General features: G+C 57.2%; 18 protein-coding genes and 1 tRNA gene. 18 read left to right on the forward strand and 1 reads right to left on the reverse strand.

The features are described 5' to 3' along the window. Nucleotides 1-71: 71 nt before the first annotated feature. The 4 genes from BMZ36_RS03790 (at nucleotide 72) to BMZ36_RS03805 (ending at nucleotide 4,243) form a co-directional block, all read left to right on the forward strand. Nucleotides 72-1,292: an argininosuccinate synthase gene (locus tag BMZ36_RS03790; RefSeq protein ID WP_091191596.1), complete on the forward strand. Its 1,221-nt coding sequence runs from the start codon at nucleotides 72-74 to the stop codon at nucleotides 1,290-1,292. A 159-nt stretch (nucleotides 1,293-1,451) separates the two neighbouring features. Then, nucleotides 1,452-1,763 carry a pyrimidine/purine nucleoside phosphorylase gene (gene ppnP / locus BMZ36_RS03795; protein WP_091191597.1) on the forward strand — a complete coding sequence of 104 codons (312 nt, stop codon included), beginning with the start codon at nucleotides 1,452-1,454 and terminating at the stop codon, nucleotides 1,761-1,763. A gap of 14 nt (nucleotides 1,764-1,777) precedes the next feature. Continuing rightward, nucleotides 1,778-3,679 carry an O-linked N-acetylglucosamine transferase, SPINDLY family protein gene (locus BMZ36_RS03800; RefSeq protein WP_091191599.1) on the forward strand — a complete coding sequence of 634 codons (1,902 nt, stop codon included), beginning with the start codon at nucleotides 1,778-1,780 and terminating at the stop codon, nucleotides 3,677-3,679. 69 nt (nucleotides 3,680-3,748) lie between these two features. Further along, the gene (locus BMZ36_RS03805) at nucleotides 3,749-4,243 is read left to right on the forward strand and encodes a YajQ family cyclic di-GMP-binding protein (protein WP_091191793.1); all 495 of its coding nucleotides are present in this window, start codon (nucleotides 3,749-3,751) and stop codon (nucleotides 4,241-4,243) included. A 135-nt stretch (nucleotides 4,244-4,378) separates the two neighbouring features. On the opposite strand, the gene BMZ36_RS03810 is transcribed toward BMZ36_RS03805, so the two are convergent. Further along, a complete protein-coding gene (locus tag BMZ36_RS03810) occupies nucleotides 4,379-5,458 on the reverse strand; it encodes a YncE family protein (protein ID WP_091191601.1) in 1,080 nt (359 codons plus the stop codon). 297 nt (nucleotides 5,459-5,755) lie between these two features. Here BMZ36_RS03810 and tpiA point away from each other — a divergent pair, with 297 nt between their 5' ends. The 14 genes from tpiA to nuoK all read left to right on the forward strand — a co-directional run bounded on the left by tpiA (nucleotide 5,756) and on the right by nuoK (nucleotide 16,634). Next, on the forward strand, nucleotides 5,756-6,466 hold the full coding sequence (tpiA, locus tag BMZ36_RS03815; RefSeq protein WP_091191603.1) for a triose-phosphate isomerase: 711 nt from the start codon (nucleotides 5,756-5,758) through the stop codon (nucleotides 6,464-6,466). A gap of 38 nt (nucleotides 6,467-6,504) precedes the next feature. Then, the gene (secG, locus tag BMZ36_RS03820) at nucleotides 6,505-6,849 is read left to right on the forward strand and encodes a preprotein translocase subunit SecG (protein ID WP_091191606.1); all 345 of its coding nucleotides are present in this window, start codon (nucleotides 6,505-6,507) and stop codon (nucleotides 6,847-6,849) included. Between the two features lie 22 nt (nucleotides 6,850-6,871). Next, nucleotides 6,872-6,957: transfer RNA gene (locus tag BMZ36_RS03825), tRNA-Leu, on the forward strand. A gap of 151 nt (nucleotides 6,958-7,108) precedes the next feature. Next, nucleotides 7,109-7,477 carry an NADH-quinone oxidoreductase subunit A gene (locus BMZ36_RS03830; RefSeq protein WP_091191608.1) on the forward strand — a complete coding sequence of 123 codons (369 nt, stop codon included), beginning with the start codon at nucleotides 7,109-7,111 and terminating at the stop codon, nucleotides 7,475-7,477. 14 nt (nucleotides 7,478-7,491) lie between these two features. Then, entirely contained in the window at nucleotides 7,492-8,001 is a 510-nt protein-coding gene (locus BMZ36_RS03835; protein WP_091191795.1) for a NuoB/complex I 20 kDa subunit family protein, read from the forward strand. 7 nt (nucleotides 8,002-8,008) lie between these two features. Continuing rightward, nucleotides 8,009-8,602 (forward strand): NADH-quinone oxidoreductase subunit C, encoded by a 594-nt coding sequence (locus BMZ36_RS03840; protein WP_091191611.1) that lies wholly within the window; start codon nucleotides 8,009-8,011, stop codon nucleotides 8,600-8,602. After that, nucleotides 8,592-9,848 (forward strand): NADH-quinone oxidoreductase subunit D, encoded by a 1,257-nt coding sequence (locus tag BMZ36_RS03845; RefSeq protein WP_091191614.1) that lies wholly within the window; start codon nucleotides 8,592-8,594, stop codon nucleotides 9,846-9,848. Before BMZ36_RS03840 ends, BMZ36_RS03845 begins: the two co-directional genes overlap by 11 nt. A gap of 8 nt (nucleotides 9,849-9,856) precedes the next feature. Then, entirely contained in the window at nucleotides 9,857-10,330 is a 474-nt protein-coding gene (nuoE, locus tag BMZ36_RS03850; protein WP_091191797.1) for an NADH-quinone oxidoreductase subunit NuoE, read from the forward strand. Continuing rightward, the gene (gene nuoF, locus BMZ36_RS03855) at nucleotides 10,327-11,610 is read left to right on the forward strand and encodes an NADH-quinone oxidoreductase subunit NuoF (protein ID WP_091191617.1); all 1,284 of its coding nucleotides are present in this window, start codon (nucleotides 10,327-10,329) and stop codon (nucleotides 11,608-11,610) included. The genes nuoE and nuoF overlap by 4 nt, the downstream gene beginning before the upstream one ends. A gap of 193 nt (nucleotides 11,611-11,803) precedes the next feature. Beyond that, complete coding sequence (nuoG, locus tag BMZ36_RS03860) at nucleotides 11,804-14,107, forward strand: NADH-quinone oxidoreductase subunit NuoG (protein ID WP_091191619.1); 2,304 nt, start codon at nucleotides 11,804-11,806, stop codon at nucleotides 14,105-14,107. Beyond that, nucleotides 14,107-15,183, forward strand: a complete 1,077-nt coding sequence (gene nuoH, locus BMZ36_RS03865) for an NADH-quinone oxidoreductase subunit NuoH (RefSeq protein WP_218142626.1) — start codon at nucleotides 14,107-14,109, stop codon at nucleotides 15,181-15,183. The genes nuoG and nuoH overlap by 1 nt, the downstream gene beginning before the upstream one ends. 12 nt (nucleotides 15,184-15,195) lie before the next feature. Next, nucleotides 15,196-15,684, forward strand: a complete 489-nt coding sequence (gene nuoI / locus BMZ36_RS03870) for an NADH-quinone oxidoreductase subunit NuoI (RefSeq protein ID WP_091191621.1) — start codon at nucleotides 15,196-15,198, stop codon at nucleotides 15,682-15,684. Nucleotides 15,685-15,693: 9 nt separating this feature from the next. Next, nucleotides 15,694-16,329: an NADH-quinone oxidoreductase subunit J gene (locus BMZ36_RS03875; protein ID WP_091191623.1), complete on the forward strand. Its 636-nt coding sequence runs from the start codon at nucleotides 15,694-15,696 to the stop codon at nucleotides 16,327-16,329. Continuing rightward, nucleotides 16,329-16,634 (forward strand): NADH-quinone oxidoreductase subunit NuoK, encoded by a 306-nt coding sequence (gene nuoK, locus BMZ36_RS03880; RefSeq protein ID WP_091191625.1) that lies wholly within the window; start codon nucleotides 16,329-16,331, stop codon nucleotides 16,632-16,634. Before BMZ36_RS03875 ends, nuoK begins: the two co-directional genes overlap by 1 nt. The last annotated feature ends 4 nt before the right edge of the window (nucleotides 16,635-16,638 follow it).

The following is a 16,638-nucleotide window of genomic DNA, read 5'->3' on the forward strand; positions in this document are numbered from 1 at the left end:
TCAGAACCGTTGTTTTTCTCCCCCTCTCTGTGACTCCGTGGTGAACAGCTTTTATATATAGGGAAACAAGCATGAGCGACATCAAGCGTGTAGTGCTCGCCTACTCCGGCGGGCTGGATACTTCCGTGATCCTGAAATGGCTGCAAGACGAATACCAGGCCGAAGTCATCACCTTCACCGCCGACCTCGGCCAGGGCGAAGAACTGGAACCGGCACGCGCCAAAGCCCTGAAAGCCGGCATCAAGCCGGAAAACATCTTCATCGACGACTTGCGCGAAGAATTCGTGCGCGATTTCGTGTTCCCGATGTTCCGCGCCAACACGATTTACGAAGGCGAATACCTGCTCGGCACATCGATTGCCCGCCCGCTGATCGCCAAGCGCCAGATCGAGATCACCAACCTGCGCGACGCCGAGGCGGTCTGCCACGGTGCCACCGGCAAGGGCAACGACCAGGTACGTTTTGAACTGGGCTATTACGGCCTGCGCCCGGACATCAAGGTCATCGCCCCGTGGCGCGAATGGGATCTGCTCTCGCGCGAGAAGCTGCTCGCCTACGCAGAGAAAAACGGCATCGCCGTGGAAATGAAGCACAAGCAAGGCGGCGCACCGTATTCCATGGACGCCAACCTGCTGCACATCTCCTACGAAGGTCGCCATCTGGAAAACCCGTCCAACGAGGCCGAAGAAGCCATGTGGCGCTGGACCGTCAGCCCGGAAGCCGCCCCCGATCAGGCCGAATACCTTGATCTGGAATTCGAGAAGGGTGATCTGGTTTCGATCAACGGTACCCCCATGGCTGCCCATGAACTGCTGGCCAAGCTCAACGAACTCGGCGGCAAGCACGGCATCGGCCGTCTGGATCTGGTAGAAAATCGCTACGTCGGCATGAAAAGCCGCGGCTGCTACGAAACCCCGGGCGGCACGATCCTGCTCAAGGCTCACCGCGCCATCGAGTCGATCACGCTCGACCGCGAAGTTGCCCACCTCAAGGACGATCTGATGCCGCGCTACGCCAGCCTGATCTACAACGGCTACTGGTGGGCACCGGAACGCAAGGCGCTGCAAACCCTGATCGACAACACTCAACAGACCGTCAACGGCTGGGTACGCCTGAAGCTCTACAAAGGCAACGTCATCGTCGTCAGCCGCGACTCGAAGACCGATTCGCTGTTCGACATGAACATCGCCACGTTCGATGACGACGGCGGCGCCTACAACCAGGCCGATGCGGGCGGCTTCATCAAGCTCAACGCCCTGCGCATGCGCATTGCGTCGCGCCTGAAGAAATAATCGCTCTTCACTCTCTCCCTCCAAGGGAGAGAGGGCTGGGGTGAGGGTATAGAGGAACTGAAACGGTGCGCACGGTGCACCCTACAACTTGCGAACTCCATACCCCACCCTGCCCTCCCCCTGAAATGGGGAGGGAACACAACCCATACAGGAACCCTCATGAGCCAATTCGACAACGTTTCCGTTCTCAAGCAAGCCAATGTCTATTTCGACGGCAAGTGCATCTCCCACACCGTCGTCTTCGGCAACGGCGAAAAGAAAACCGTAGGCGTAATCCTGCCGTCCAAACTCACGTTCAACACCGGCGCGCCGGAAATCATGGAAGGCATCGCAGGTTCCTGCAAAATCAAGCTTGCGGGCTGCGATGAAATTAAAGAATACAAGGCAGGGGAATCGTTCCACGTGCCGGGCAATTCAAGCTTCGAAATCGAAGTTACCGAGCCTTATCACTACGTCTGCCATTTTGCCTGAACCCCAATCTTTGCATGAAAAACAAATTCAACAACATCAGTTCCAACACTTTTCATCATTCGAACGATGATTTTTGTGCAAACAAAATATCTGACCTGATTAGCAATGGTCATTTATTTATTGCAGCAGAAATCTGTCAACAACATCTCCAAAAAAAAAACCGAAACCCTGTGGCGGCTTATTTTTATGGGACAATTTTATGCAAACTCGGCAAACATGCCGAGGCCAAACCATGGCTAAAAATCGCAATAAATTCCATGCCAAACAACCCGGAAATTATTTACGGTTGGGCCAATTTCCTTAAAGACACCGGAGACTATACCGGCGCAAAAAAAAATTATTTAAAAGCAATAAAAACAAGTCACCACCTTAACGACATACACAGAAATATCTCTGAGGTTTACTTTGAGCTTGGCGACATTACCAATGCACAAGCCTCGCTCAAACAGCATCTTGCCTCATCTCCGTCGGATACCGACGGATGGGCTCGTCTTGGAAAAATGCAAATCTCTCAAAACAAGCTTGTCGATGCGACATCATCCGCAAGAAATGCTTTAAAAATTGATAAAAACAACGATCAAGCAAATTTCACATTAGGATGTGCTCTAATTTTATCCGGAGACACCTCTGCCGGGTGGGAGCATCTAAAAAGATGCTGCATATCAAACCTCAGCCCCCTTCAATTGAGTCCGTTTTTGTTTCATCTAAATGCACTGCCACAGCTAACACGCGAAGAAATCACAAACTTCCATATAATAATTTCCAAAAAAATGGAAGAGGCTTACGCAGATTACGCCCCAAAGCACACCAACGCAAAACACAAAGAACGAAAAATTAGTGTTGGCCTGATTTCAGGGGATCTCCTTGCACACCCCATTGGCTTCTTTATAGAAAGCTTCATAAAGCATATTGACCATAACAAAATATATTTAACCGCATACGCAAATCAAACCGCATTTGACGCAACATCAGAAAAAATCAAATCATCATGTCAAAACTGGAAGAATATTTCAAAACTCAGCAACCAAGAATTACACAAAACAATAATTGAAGACAAAATTGATATTCTAATAGATCTCTCCGGACACACAACCGACAATCGTCTTGCGGTATTCGCAGCCAAGGCAGCCCCAATTCAAGTCACATATTTGGGATACTTTGCAACCACAGGATTACGCAATATCGACTACATTTTGTGCAACAACGACATAATACCTAAAGAAGAAGCTCATCTTTATTCGGAAACTCCATGGCATTTACCAGACACTCACATCTGTTATTCGCCACACAATAACGCCCCACCCCCTGTGCGGCACATACAAAATAGCAAAAACATCACATTCGGCTGTTTTAATAGGTTAATCAAACTCAACGATACCGTTCTTGATGTTTGGGCTAAAATTCTACATAAAACGAAAGACAGCCACCTACTACTCATATGCAAGGAAATGAATGACGAGCTTAGCGCTGCCTCACTCCTTGAAAGGTTCATTGCCAGAGACGTCCACCCAAACAGGATCACATTAGAAGGCTCTATGTCGCACGATGATTATCTTGCCGCACATAACCGTGTCGATATCATGCTCGATCCTTTCCCCTACAATGGAACCACCACCACCATGGATGCGCTATGGATGGGTGTGCCCGTACTTACGCTGCATGGGGATCGATATTGTGCCCATATGACGGAAGCCGTCCTGAGGCAGGCAGAACTACATGAGTGGATTGCCAAGGACAAAGAAGACTATGTTCGAATTGCAGTAGAATACGCCACAAAACCTCAAGCGCTCGCGACGTTACGCATAGAATTGCGTGAGCGTCTCTCTTCATCACCTTTGCTTGATGCGCCAGGTTTTGCTAAAAAATTTAGTGCTGCCCTGCTTGGCATGTGGCACAAATATTGCGACAAGAAATAACTCCATGAAATTCCGACAGAGTTGGTATTTTCACGATTTACTTAATCAAATTGGTTAATGGAATACAACATGCCCTCTTTTGACTTTACCTCCGAAGCCGACATGGTTGCGTTGAAGAACGCGGTCGATGTCGCCATGCGCCAGATCGACAACCGTTTCGACTTCAAAGGCACCAGCGCCAAGATCGACTTCAACGAGAAGGACAAAACCCTGACCTTGTTCGGCGATTCCGATAACCAGCTGGATCAGGTCAAGGCCATTCTCTTTCCCGCCATGGAAAAGAAGGAAGCCGACAGCTCCAAGCGCCTCGACGCGCAGAAGGTGGAAAGCGTATCCGGCAACAAGGTCAAGCAGGTTCTCAAGATCAAGGACGGGATTGAGAGCGAACTCGCCAAGAAGATCGTCAAGCAGATCAAGGATGCCAAGCTCAAGGTCCAGGCTGCCATCCAGGGCGAAGCGGTACGGGTAACGGGGGGCAAGCGCGACGATCTGCAGGAATGCATTGCGATGATCCGTCAGTCGATCACGGATTATCCGATCAAGGCCGGCAACTTCCGCGATTAAGCCTGCCTTGTGCGCAAAGGCCGGTTTGCTGCATTAAAACGAATCGGGCCGGCACTTGGTGCCGGCCCGATTTATCAGAGATTACGAACAGCATCGAAACGGCATGCAGCCGTCCATTTCGATGCTTGTCCCCGATTACTTCTTCGTAAATGTAAACACGGTAAAGGTATTATCGAAGAAGGTGTTGGCATAGAACGGGGAAACAGAAGTCGTGATCTTCCTGGAGGCATCAGCAGAGCCTTCCGCAGAAATCGCGTAAATCTTCTTGGTCTTCGGGTGCATTGCAAACGAACGCATGCCCTGACGGGTCCCCAATGTTTCCACCGGCTTGTAGGTATCTGCATTAACCTGTTCAAACACATTGAGAACAGCGCCAACACCGTTCCCGAGGAACACACGCTTCAGGTCGGCATCGTAAATCACGCTGTCATTGCCACCGCCAATCTCGCTGGTGTAAACCACTTTGCCTGTTTCTGCATTCATCACAGCAAAGGAAGGTTTGACCTTGGCGTTGCCGCGGCAGCCCAAAAAGATACGCTTGTTGCCGTTGTCCATGGCCAAGCCATTGGTCTGGCCACAGCCCGGGGCCGGCCAGGTGGCAGTAACCTTCATGGTTTTGGTATCAACACGATGCACAGCTTCCATATCACGGGAAGCGACAAACAGATTACCCTTTTCATCTACATCCAGGCTTTGCGGCTTCCTGGACGGCAGTTTGACCTTGCCCACCATCTTCAGCGTGGCAGCATCTACAACAGCCAGGTCAGCACCGGTCTTGTCTCCATCCAGAACCACAAAGATACGCTTGGTTGCAGGATCATAAACACTCGAATCAGCCTCATTGCCAAGCTTGATCGGTTCGCCAATTGTATTCAGGGTGGACAATTTGAACGGTGTAATCGTGCCATTTTCGTTGGTCGAGATACCAAGATCAAATTCCGGAATAAGCAACGCGCCGTTGGAGCTTCCGCTTGCAGTCTTGTCAATCAGCTTAACCACTTTGTTTGAGGCCAAATCAAAAACCTGCAGCCCCTGTTTGCGATGACCAATGAACAGCCGGTTACCATCAGCATCTACCGTCAACCCATCCCACGAGCCGGTCTTGCCGGGAATGGCAGTGGCGCTATCAAGGTGCCAGCCATCGAACGCAAAAGCAGGACTTGCTACGAGAACACTCGCACAAAACAGACCAACGATTTTGCAACTCTTCATCATTCCATCCTTTACATAGAACTAGCGGCCAGGCTGCTGCGACTCAAAATCTCAGAAGCCTCTCCTGACAATTTATAATAAATATTTTTCCGTCGACGACCCGTGCTTACAACAGAGCACGGCCCGAAGACATCCTAGCACCGGGAATAATCACATGTAGATAGGACGCCACCGGATACATGAGTTATTTTTATGTTCTTAAATAAACAAGATTTATTAACATCCCAAACCTGTAAAATTGACGCGATGCCCCGCGGTTGCTAGCATCCGCTCACTTTTCACCGGCACGAGGATGATGCGATGTCCAAGCAGTTTGTAATCGGCAACTGGAAACTCAACGGCAACAGCGACCAGATCAAATCGGTACTGGGCGCGGTCGCGCAGCATCAGTTCGCAGCCGAAGTCGGCGTCTGCGTGCCCTTTCCTTATCTGGCTCTGGCTGCGGAAACCCTGAAAGGCGGCTCCGTGCAGCTGGGGGCGCAGGATGTGAGCCGGTACGCCTCGGGCGCCTACACGGGCGAAGTCTCCGCCCCCATGCTCAAGGAGATCGGTTGCCGGATGGCGCTGGTTGCGCATTCCGAGCGGCGCCAGCTGTTCGCTGAAACGACCGAAACCGCCGCACTCAAGATTCGTCTTTGCATCGACGCCGGCCTGCTGCCTGTCTATTGCGTCGGCGAAAGTACGGAAGAACGCAATGCCGGCAAGATGCAGGAAACCATCGCAACCCAACTCGACGCCGTCAAGGATTTGCCGGTAGACCAGTACACCATCGCTTACGAACCGACCTGGGCCATCGGCACCGGCGCTTCTGCCAGCCCGGGGCAGATAGCCGAGGTTCATGGTTTCATCAAGGACAAGCTCGGCAACGGGGCGCGCGTTTTCTACGGCGGCAGCGTCAAGGGCAGCAATGCGGCAAGCGTGCTGGCAACACCCGGGGTCGACGGCGTGCTCGTGGGCGGTGCTTCGCTGAATGCACAGGAATTTGTCGAGATTTGCAAAGCCGCGCGCTGATGTTAGAATTCCGCGCTTACTCAGACTGAATTGCAAAAATGGAATTCGTAGATACCCTTATCCAGATTCTGAATGTCATCGCCGCACTGGCGGTGATCGTTCTTGTTCTCCTGCAACACGGCAAGGGCGCCGACATGGGTGCTGCTTTCGGCAGCGGCTCTGCCGGCAGCTTGTTCGGTTCTGCGGGTTCCGCCAACTTCCTGAGCCGCCTGACCGCCGTATCCGCGAGCGTTTTCTTTATTACCTGCCTTTCTTTGGTTCTGATCGCCTCCAAATCGCAAAAACCGGGTGGCGAACTTGGCATCATGGAAGGTGTAGTCAGCACGGTTGCCTCCCAGCCTGCCGAAGCCTCGCAACCGGCCCAGAAAAAGATTCCGGACTGATTTTCGTCCAGACTGCAGTACCGCCGACATGGTGAAATTGGTAGACACGCTATCTTGAGGGGGTAGTGGCCACAGGCTGTGTGAGTTCGAGTCTCACTGTCGGCACCAACCGTTTATGGGGCCCAAGCTATACTGACGCTTGGCTCCACAAGCAAAAACAATAAAAGCCGGGAAAAACCCGGCTTTATTACTCAATCATTGAGTAATAATAATTATTACCATTGCAAACAAGCGCCTCGTGCGCTGAACTGGGGGCATCATGCTGCAAAGTTATTTCCCCGTCCTGCTGTTTCTGGTCATCGGCGCCCTGATCGGCGTCGCGCCCATGGTTACCGGCTACGTTGTCGGAAAAGTGCTGGGAACCATCCGGCCGGATCCGGCCAAGCAATCTCCCTATGAATGCGGCTTCGATGCCTTCGACGATGCGCGCATGCAGTTCGACGTGCGCTATTACCTCGTCGCCATCCTGTTCATCCTGTTCGATCTCGAAGTCGCATTTCTCGTCCCTTGGGCTGTGGTGCTCAAGGAACTGGGGTTGTTCGGCTTCACCTCGATGATGGTCTTTCTCGCCATTCTGGTCGTGGGCTTTGTCTACGAGTGGAAAAAAGGCGCTCTGGAGTGGGAATGATGGATTCCGGAACCATGGAAATGTCCGGCCTGGATCAGCGCGGTTTTGTAGTCACCACCGCCGACACGGCCATCAACTGGGTTCGTTCCAATTCGCTCTGGCCGGTCACTTTCGGGCTGGCCTGTTGTGCGGTGGAAATGATGCACGTCGGCGCGTCGCGCTATGACCTCGACCGTTTCGGCAGCTTCTTCCGCCCCAGCCCGCGCCAATCCGACCTGATGATCGTGGCCGGCACCTTGACCAACAAGATGGCCGCAGCCTTGCGCAAGGTGTACGACCAGATGCCGGAGCCGCGCTGGGTCATTTCGATGGGCTCGTGCGCCAACGGCGGCGGCTACTATCACTATTCGTATTCCGTGGTGCGCGGCTGCGACCGCATCGTACCGGTGGACATTTACGTTCCCGGCTGCCCGCCCACTGCCGAAGCCCTGCTCTACGGCTTCATCCAGCTCCAGAACAAGATCAAGCGCACCAACACCATTGCCCGCAGCGGGCTGCCGGCGCGCCTTCTCTCCAGCTCCTGAGGCAACCATGGCGAGCAGACTTTCCCTTTTGACGGACCAGTTGAAGCGCACGCTGAACGAGAACGAAATTGCCGGTCTCAAGCAAGCGCTCAACGAAATCACGCTGGAAACCCCGGCTGCGCACTGGCAGACCGTTGCGCTGAAGCTGCGCGACCAGCTCGGTTTTGAATCGTGTCTCGACGTTTGCGGCGTGGACTACAGCGAATTCGAAGACGGTGCCTGGCAAGGCCCGCGCTTTGCCGCGGTTTACCACCTCCTGTCGATCAGCAACAACGTGCGCCTGCGCGTGCGCGTGTTCTGCCCGGACGACAATGCGCCCACGCTCTGTTCGATGATGGATACCTGGCCGGGCGTGAACTGGTTCGAGCGCGAGGCGTTCGATCTCTTCGGCATCGTTTTCGAAGGCCACCCCGATCTGCGCCGCATTCTCACCGACTACGGTTTCGTCGGCCACCCGTTCCGCAAGGATTTCCCGGTCACCGGCCACGTGGAAATGCGCTACGACGAAGAACAAGCCCGCGTCGTCTACCAACCCGTCACCATCGAGCCGCGCGAGCTGACCCCGCGCATCATCCGCGAGGAGAACTACGGTGACCGCTGAAATCCGCAACTACTCGATCAACTTCGGCCCGCAACACCCTGCCGCGCACGGCGTATTGCGCCTGATCCTGGAGCTCGACGGCGAAGTGGTGCAGCGCGCCGATCCGCACATCGGCCTCTTGCACCGCGCCACCGAAAAGCTTGCCGAAACCAAGACCTGGCTGCAGAACCTGCCCTACATGGACCGGCTCGACTACATGTCGCCGCTCTCCAACGAGCAGGCCTACTGCCTGGCCGTGGAAAAGCTGCTCGGCATCGAAGCGCCGGTCCGCGCACAGTACATCCGCGTGATGTATGCCGAAATCACCCGCCTGTTGAGCCACCTGCTGTGGCTGGGCGCGCACGGCATCGACCTCGGTGCGATGACGATGTTCATCTACTGCTTCCGCGAACGAGAAGACCTGCTCGACATGGTCGAGGCGGTTTCCGGCGCACGCATGCACGCGGCCTACTTCCGTCCCGGCGGCGTTTACCGCGACCTGCCCGATTCGATGCCGAAGTACGAAGAATCGAAGCTGCGCAACAAGGCCAAGCTGCAGCGCATCAACGCCAACCGCGACGGCTCGCTGCTCGATTTCATCGAAGACTTCACCAACCGCTTCCCGGCCCGCATCGACGAATACGAAACGCTGCTCACCGACAACCGAATCTGGAAACAGCGCACCGTCGGCATCGGCGTGGTCGATCCGGACCGAGCCAAGGCGCTCGGTTTCTCCGGCCCGATGCTGCGCGGCTCCGGCATTGCCTGGGACTTGCGCAAGAAGCAACCGTATGAAATCTACGACCGGCTGGATTTCGACATCCCGATCGGCAAGAACGGCGACAGCTACGACCGTTATCTGGTGCGCGTGGAAGAACTGCGCCAGTCGAACCGTATCATCCGCCAGTGCGTGGACTGGCTGAAGAAGAACCCCAGCCCGGTCATCACCGAAAACCACAAGATCGCCCCGCCCAAGCGCGACGCCATGAAGTCGAACATGGAAGAGCTGATCCATCACTTCAAGCTCTTCAGCGAGGGCATGCACGTGCCGCTGGGCGAAGCCTATGCCGCCATCGAACACCCGAAGGGCGAGTTCGGCATCTACCTGCTTTCCGACGGCGCCAACAAGCCCTACCGCATGAAGATCCGCGCGCCGGGCTTCTGCCATCTTTCCGCGCTCGATGAGCTTTCACGCGGCCACATGCTGGCCGACGTGGTCGCGATCATCGGCACGCTCGATATCGTTTTTGGCGAGGTGGACCGCTGATGCCTCAACTGCTCTCCAATGAAGCGCGCGCGCTGATCGACCGCGAAGTAGCCAAGTATCCGGCCGAACACAAGCGCTCGGCCGTCATGGGCGCGCTGCGCATTGCCCAGACCGAACACCGCTGGCTCTCCGAAGAACTCGTCGCCGAAGTCGCCGACTATCTACAGATGGCCCCGGTCGCCGTGTACGAAGTCGCGAGCTTCTACAACATGTATGACCTCAAGCCGGTCGGCAGGTACAAGCTCACAGTCTGCACCAACCTGCCCTGCGCGCTCTCGGGCGGCGTCACGGCTGCCGAATATCTCAAGCAGAAGCTTGGCATCGGTTTCGGTGAGACCACGGCGGACGGCAAGTTCACGCTGGTCGAAGGCGAATGCATGGGCGCTTGCGGCTCGGCACCGGTGATGCTCGTCAACAATCACAAGATGTGCGCGAGCATGACCCCGGATGAGATCGACAAGAAACTGGGAGAACTCGAATGACCGTTTACGTCAAAGGCATCGTGTTCGAGAACGTCGATTTCGACCTGCCCCGCTGCTGGAGCATCGACCAGTACATCCAGCGCGGCGGCTATGCGGCACTGAAAAAGATCGTTGCCGAGAAGATCGCCCCCGAAGCCGTCATCGAAGAGGTCAAAGCCTCCGGCCTGCGCGGGCGCGGCGGTGCGGGTTTCCCGACCGGCTTGAAATGGACTTTCCTGCCCAAGGGTTATGTCGGCCAGAAATACCTCGTCTGCAACACCGACGAAGGCGAACCGGGCACCTTCAAGGACCGCGACATCCTCGCCTACAACCCGCATGCAGTGATCGAGGGCATGATCCTCGCCGCGTGGGCAACCGGCGCAACCGTCGGCTACAACTACATCCACGGCGAAATCTTCGAGCTTTACCAGCAATTCGAAGCCGCCATCGAAGAGGCACGCGCAGCAGGTTTCCTCGGCGACAACATCCTTGGCAGCAGCTTTTCGTTCCAGTTGCATGCGCATCACGGCTATGGCGCCTATATCTGCGGCGAAGAATCGGCGCTGCTCGAATCGATTGAGGGCAAGAAAGGCCAGCCGCGCTACAAGCCGCCGTTCCCGGCTGTGGTCGGTCTCTACGGCAAGCCGACCATCATCAACAACACCGAAACCTTTGCCTCGATCCCGTGGATTCTGCGCAACAGCGGCCAGGAATTCCAGGCACTCGGCAAACCCAACAGCGGCGGCACCAAACTGTTTTCGGTATCCGGGCATGTGAACCGCCCCGGCAACTACGAGATCCCGCTCGGCACACCGTTCGCCGAACTGCTGGACATGGCCGGCGGCATGCGCGGCGGCAAGAAGCTCAAGGCGGTGATTCCGGGCGGCTCGTCCGCCCCGGTGCTGCCCGCCGACATCGCGATGAACCTCACCATGGATTTCGACGCCATCGCCAAGGCCGGCTCGATGCTGGGCTCCGGCGCAGTCATCGTGATGGATGAGACCGTGTGCATGGTCAAGGCGCTGGAACGGCTCTCGTACTTCTATTTCGAGGAATCCTGCGGCCAGTGTACGCCTTGCCGCGAAGGCACCGGCTGGCTCTACCGCATCGTGCACCGCATCGAACACGGCGAAGGCCGCCCCGAAGATTTGGAATTGCTGGCCAGCATCGGCGACAACATTGCCGGGCGCACCATCTGCGCCTTGGGCGATGCCGCGGTGCTGCCGGTACGCGGCATGCTCAAGCATTTCCGCGACGAATTTGAATACCACATCGCCAACAAGCGTTGTCTGGTTGGTTGATAAGGAAAAACCTTCCACCACAAAGAACACGAAGGACACAAAGGGAAAGCAATTCGACTCCAAAGCAAAATTGCTTGAAGACGGCGTTACCCCTCACGGTCAACGCTAAAACTTCCAGTTTTCTTGGTGATCTTTGTGTACTTCGTGGTGAGACGGTTTTTTGATCTGAATATTGAGAAACGGATAGCCGATCATGCTGGAAATTGAAATCGACGGCAAAAAGACCACGGTGGCTCCAGGCAGCACGGTCATGGATGCGGCGCGCGCGCTGGGCGTCCATATCCCGCATTTCTGCTACCACAAGAAGCTCTCGATTGCGGCGAGCTGCCGCATGTGCCTCGTGGAAGTCGAGAAAGCGCCCAAGCCGCTGCCGGCTTGCGCGACTCCGGTCACCGCCGGCATGGTCGTCAAGACCCACTCCAATGCCGCCGTCACCGCCCAGAAGGGTGTGATGGAATTCCTGCTGATCAACCATCCGCTCGACTGCCCGATCTGCGACCAGGGCGGCGAATGCCATTTGCAGGACATCGCGGTCGGCTACGGCGCGGGCGAATCGCGCTACCGCGAAGAAAAGCGCATCGTACCGAACAAGGATCTCGGCCCACTGATCACGACCGAAATGACGCGCTGCATCCACTGCAGCCGCTGCGTGCGCTTTACCGAGGAAGTCGCCGGTTATCAGGAACTGGGCTTGGCGCATCGCGGCGAGCATTCCGAAGTCATGCCCTTCCTTGGCAAAACGGTGAACTCGGAAATTTCCGGCAACGTGATCGACCTCTGCCCGGTCGGTGCACTCACCAGCAAGCCGTTCCGCTACACCGTCCGTGCTTGGGAATTGTCGCGCCGCAAGTCAATCGCCCCGCATGATGGCTTGGGCTCCAACCTGATCGTGCAGGTCAAGAACCACAAGGTCATGCGCGTATTGCCGCTGGAGAACGAAGCCATCAACGAATGCTGGCTCTCCGACCGAGACCGTTTCTCCTACGAAGCGCTGAACTCGGCCAGCCGTGCTACCAAGCCGCAGGTCAAGAAAGACGGCCAGTGGATCGAAACCGACTGGCAAAGCGCGTTAGAACTCGTTGCCGGCAAGCTGAAAGACACCGTTGCCGCGCATGGCCGCGACAGCGTGGCTGCGCTTGCCACGCCGAACAGCACCGTCGAAGAGTTGTTCATGCTGCGCAAGCTCATGGCGGGTTTGGGCGTGGAACAGGTGGAAACCCGACTGCGCGCGGCTGATTTCCGCCTGCACACCGCCGGCGCCACCTGGCTCGGCCAATCCATCGCCGAACTCGCGCAAAGCGATGCCGTGCTCGTGATCGGCTCGAACATCCGCAAGGAACAACCACTGCTGGCGCAACGCCTGCGCCAGTCGGCCAAGCGCGGCATGAAGCTCTCCGTGCTCAATCCGGCCCGCTACGACCTGCTGGCTCCGCTCGCAGGCGAACTCATCGTGCGTCCGGATCAAATGGTCGAGGCATTGCTTACTGTACTCAAGGCAGCCTGCGAAGCCGCAGGGAAAACCGCTCCAGCGCATATCGATCTTTCCAGCATCGAAGTCTGCGACGCTTCCCGCTCGATTGCCGCCACACTCACCGCCCATAGCGCCATCCTGCTCGGCAATCTCGCCGCACACCATCCGCGTTATGCCGAACTCCACGCCGCCGCCGCAGCACTGGCCGAGTTGAGCGGCGCCAAGCTCGGCGTGATGAGCGAGGCCGCCAACACGGTCGGCGCGCAACTGATCGGCGCGGAAACTAGCGGCAATCTCTTCGCCAGCCCGAAAAAGGCATTGATCCTGCTCAACGCCGAAGTGCAATTCGATTGCCACAACGCGACCGAGGCTCTGGCTGCCGTGCGCGCTGCCGATTTCGTCGTCGCGCTCAATCCGTTCGCGGATGGCGTGAAGGATTACGCGGACGTGATCCTGCCCGTTGCGCCGTTTACCGAAACCTCCGGCACCTTCGTCAACATGGAAGGCCGCGCGCAGAGCTTCAACGGCGTGGTACGCCCCTTGGGCGAAACCCGCCCGGCGTGGAAGGTGCTGCGCGTGCTCGGCAACGTGCTGGGCTTCAATGGCTTTGACTACGAAAGCTCCGAAGCCATTCGCGACGAAGCTTTGGCCGGCGACATCGCGCCGCGCCTGTCCAACGCACTGAAAGCCCCTGTCGCCGTGAAAGCGCAAGCGGCTTCGGGCCTCGTGCGCCTGGGCGAAGTGCCGCTCTACCAGCTCGACGCACTGACCCGCCGCGCACCGGCGCTGCAGGCGACTGCCGACGCTGCCGAGCCGGCGCTGCGAGCCAATGCCGCAACCCTGGCAGGATTGAGCCTCAAGGCAGGCGATTCGGCCTGCGCCGCGCAAGCCGGTGGCAAGGCGCTGTTGTGCGTACGGGAAGACACAACGCTGCCCGACGGCGTGATTCATATTGCCGGCAGCCACCCATTGACCACCGGACTGGGCGGCCTGTTCGCGCCCGTCACCGTAGAGAGGGCCGGATGATGGAACTGCAACAACTCCTGCAACTGCCCCTGCAGCTCATGACGCAGTATCTGGGCACCGATCTCGCCTTCGTTGGCTGGTCGCTGCTCAAGATCGTCTGCGTTATCGGCCCGCTGATGGGGGGCGTCGCCTACCTGACGCTGGCCGAGCGCAAGATCATCGGCATGATGCAGATCCGTATCGGCCCGAACCGCGTCGGCCCGTTCGGCCTGCTGCAACCGGTCGTCGACGGCGTCAAGCTGGTTCTCAAGGAAATCATTACCCCGTCCGCTGCCAACACCGGCCTCTTCTATCTCGGCCCGGCGATGGTGATGATCCCGGCGATGGCGGCCTGGGCCGTGGTGCCGTTCTATCCCGGCTTCGTTGTCGCCGACATCAACGTCGGCCTGCTCTACATCATGGCCATCACGTCGATGGGCATTTACGGCGTGATCATCTCCGGCTGGGCATCCAACTCGAAGTACGCCTTCCTCGGCGCAATGCGCGCCGCTGCACAGGTCATCTCCTACGAACTGGCGATGGGCTTCGCGCTGATCGGCGTAATGATGGTTTCGGGCAGCCTGAACCTGACCGAAATCGTTGAGCAACAGGGACGTGGCATTGCCGGCGGCTCGATCCTGTCGTGGAACCTGATCCCGCTCGCTCCGCTCTTCGTGGTGTATTTCGTTTCCGGGCTTGCCGAAACCAATCGCTGCCCGTTTGATGTCGTCGAAGGCGAATCTGAAATCGTGGCCGGCCACATGATCGAATACTCGGGCATGACCTTCGCCCAGTTCTTCCTGGCCGAATACGCAAACATGATCCTGATCTCGGCCATGGCCTCCGTGCTGTTCCTCGGCGGCTGGCTCTCGCCGTTCCCGGCCAGCATCCCGGTACTCGGTGCGCCGTGTTTCCTCTGGTGGGTTGCGAAGGTTGCGTTCCTGCTGTTCTGCTTCCTGTGGTTCCGCGCCACCTTCCCGCGCTACCGCTACGACCAGTTGATGCGGCTGGGCTGGAAAGTGTTCATCCCGGTCACGCTGGTCTGGATCGTGCTAATCGGTGCCTGGATGCAAACCCCGTTCTCCATCTGGAAATAAGGATAGGCTGACATGGAGAAAATTTTGCGACTCATCAAGACCTTCCTGCTGTGGGAACTGCTGCAGGGGCTGGCTGTGACCTTGCGCCACCTGTTCGCCCCCGCAATCACGGTGCAGTACCCGGAAGAAAAAACCCCGCTCTCGCCGCGTTTTCGCGGCCTGCATGCGCAGATGCGCTACGACGACGGCGAAGAGCGCTGCATTGCCTGCAAGCTGTGCGAGGCCGTCTGCCCGGCCATGGCCATCACGATCGAATCCGCCGAGCGCGAAGACGGCTCGCGCCGCACCACGCGCTACGACATCGATCTCAACAAGTGCATCTATTGCGGTTTCTGCGAAGAAGCCTGCCCGGTCGATGCCATCGTGCAGACGCCGATCTTCGAATACCACGGCGAAAAACAGAGCGACCTGTACTACACCAAGCCGATGCTGCTGGCGATCGGCGACCGTTACCGCGATGACATCCTCCGCTGCAAGGCGGCCGATGCCAAATACCGCTGAGGTTCCAACATGACTCTTGCCCTGTTCTACCTCTTTGCCGCCATCCTCGTCCTTGCCGCGCTGCGCGTGGTGACGGCCCGGAACCCGGTGCACGCAGCGCTGTCGCTGGTGCTGTGCTTCTTCACCGCCGCGATGCTGTGGATGCTCATCAAGGCCGAATTCCTCGCTATTTCGCTGGTGCTGATCTACGTCGGCGCGGTCATGGTGCTGTTCCTGTTCGTGGTCATGATGCTCGATATCAACTTCGAATCGCTGCGCAAGGGTTTCTGGCGTTTCTTCCCGGTTGCCGGCACGGTCGCCGCCATCATGCTCGGCGAAATGCTGCTGGTGCTCACCAGCCGTTACGCCAACCTCTCGGCTGCCCGCCTGCCGGAGCCTGCCGCCGGGTTCAACAGCGCCAAGGCGCTGGGCAAGCTGCTCTACACCGAGTATTTCCTGCCGTTCCAGCTCGCAGCCGTCTTGCTGCTGGTCGGCATGATCGCCGCAATTGCCCTCACGCACCGCCAGCGCAAGAACACCAAGTTCCAGGATCCGGCCGACCAGGTCGCGGTCAAGGCCGCCGACCGCGTGGTCGTGCTCAAGATGGAAGCCGAAAAGCCGGCCCACGCCGAAACGGATACCACCCACACCGGGGAGAAAGCCTGATGCTCTCGCTCACCCACTACCTTGGCCTCGGCGCCGTGCTGTTTTCGATCAGCGTGTTCGGCATCTTCATGAACCGCAAGAACCTGATCGTGATGCTGATGGCCATCGAACTGATGCTGCTCGCCGTGAACATGAACTTCGTCGCGTTTTCGCAGTTCATGGGCGATCTGCACGGCCAGATTTTCGTGTTCTTCATCCTGACCGTGGCCGCCGCCGAATCCGCAATCGGCTTGGCGATCCTCGTGGTGCTGTTCCGCAACCTGCGTTCGGTAGAAGTGGAACAACTCGACAGTCTGAAGGGATAAACCG

This window comes from Formivibrio citricus, assembly GCF_900115065.1.
GTDB classification, from domain to species: Bacteria; Pseudomonadota; Gammaproteobacteria; order Burkholderiales; family Chitinibacteraceae; genus Formivibrio; species Formivibrio citricus.

Bases quoted from the DNA above. Each gene is read 5' to 3' on its own strand.
- BMZ36_RS03790 (WP_091191596.1), top strand. From the start codon at position 72: ATGAGCGACATCAAGCGTGTAGTGCTCGCCTACTCCGGCGGGCTGGAT.
- ppnP (WP_091191597.1), top strand. From the start codon at position 1,452: ATGAGCCAATTCGACAACGTTTCCGTTCTCAAGCAAGCCAATGTCTAT.
- BMZ36_RS03800 (WP_091191599.1), top strand. From the start codon at position 1,778: ATGAAAAACAAATTCAACAACATCAGTTCCAACACTTTTCATCATTCG.
- BMZ36_RS03805 (WP_091191793.1), top strand. From the start codon at position 3,749: ATGCCCTCTTTTGACTTTACCTCCGAAGCCGACATGGTTGCGTTGAAG.
- BMZ36_RS03810 (WP_091191601.1), bottom strand. From the start codon at position 5,458: ATGATGAAGAGTTGCAAAATCGTTGGTCTGTTTTGTGCGAGTGTTCTC.
- tpiA (WP_091191603.1), top strand. From the start codon at position 5,756: ATGTCCAAGCAGTTTGTAATCGGCAACTGGAAACTCAACGGCAACAGC.
- secG (WP_091191606.1), top strand. From the start codon at position 6,505: ATGGAATTCGTAGATACCCTTATCCAGATTCTGAATGTCATCGCCGCA.
- BMZ36_RS03830 (WP_091191608.1), top strand. From the start codon at position 7,109: ATGCTGCAAAGTTATTTCCCCGTCCTGCTGTTTCTGGTCATCGGCGCC.
- BMZ36_RS03835 (WP_091191795.1), top strand. From the start codon at position 7,492: ATGGAAATGTCCGGCCTGGATCAGCGCGGTTTTGTAGTCACCACCGCC.
- BMZ36_RS03840 (WP_091191611.1), top strand. From the start codon at position 8,009: ATGGCGAGCAGACTTTCCCTTTTGACGGACCAGTTGAAGCGCACGCTG.
- nuoF (WP_091191617.1), top strand. From the start codon at position 10,327: ATGACCGTTTACGTCAAAGGCATCGTGTTCGAGAACGTCGATTTCGAC.
- nuoG (WP_091191619.1), top strand. From the start codon at position 11,804: ATGCTGGAAATTGAAATCGACGGCAAAAAGACCACGGTGGCTCCAGGC.
- nuoH (WP_218142626.1), top strand. From the start codon at position 14,107: ATGGAACTGCAACAACTCCTGCAACTGCCCCTGCAGCTCATGACGCAG.
- nuoI (WP_091191621.1), top strand. From the start codon at position 15,196: ATGGAGAAAATTTTGCGACTCATCAAGACCTTCCTGCTGTGGGAACTG.
- BMZ36_RS03875 (WP_091191623.1), top strand. From the start codon at position 15,694: ATGACTCTTGCCCTGTTCTACCTCTTTGCCGCCATCCTCGTCCTTGCC.
- nuoK (WP_091191625.1), top strand. From the start codon at position 16,329: ATGCTCTCGCTCACCCACTACCTTGGCCTCGGCGCCGTGCTGTTTTCG.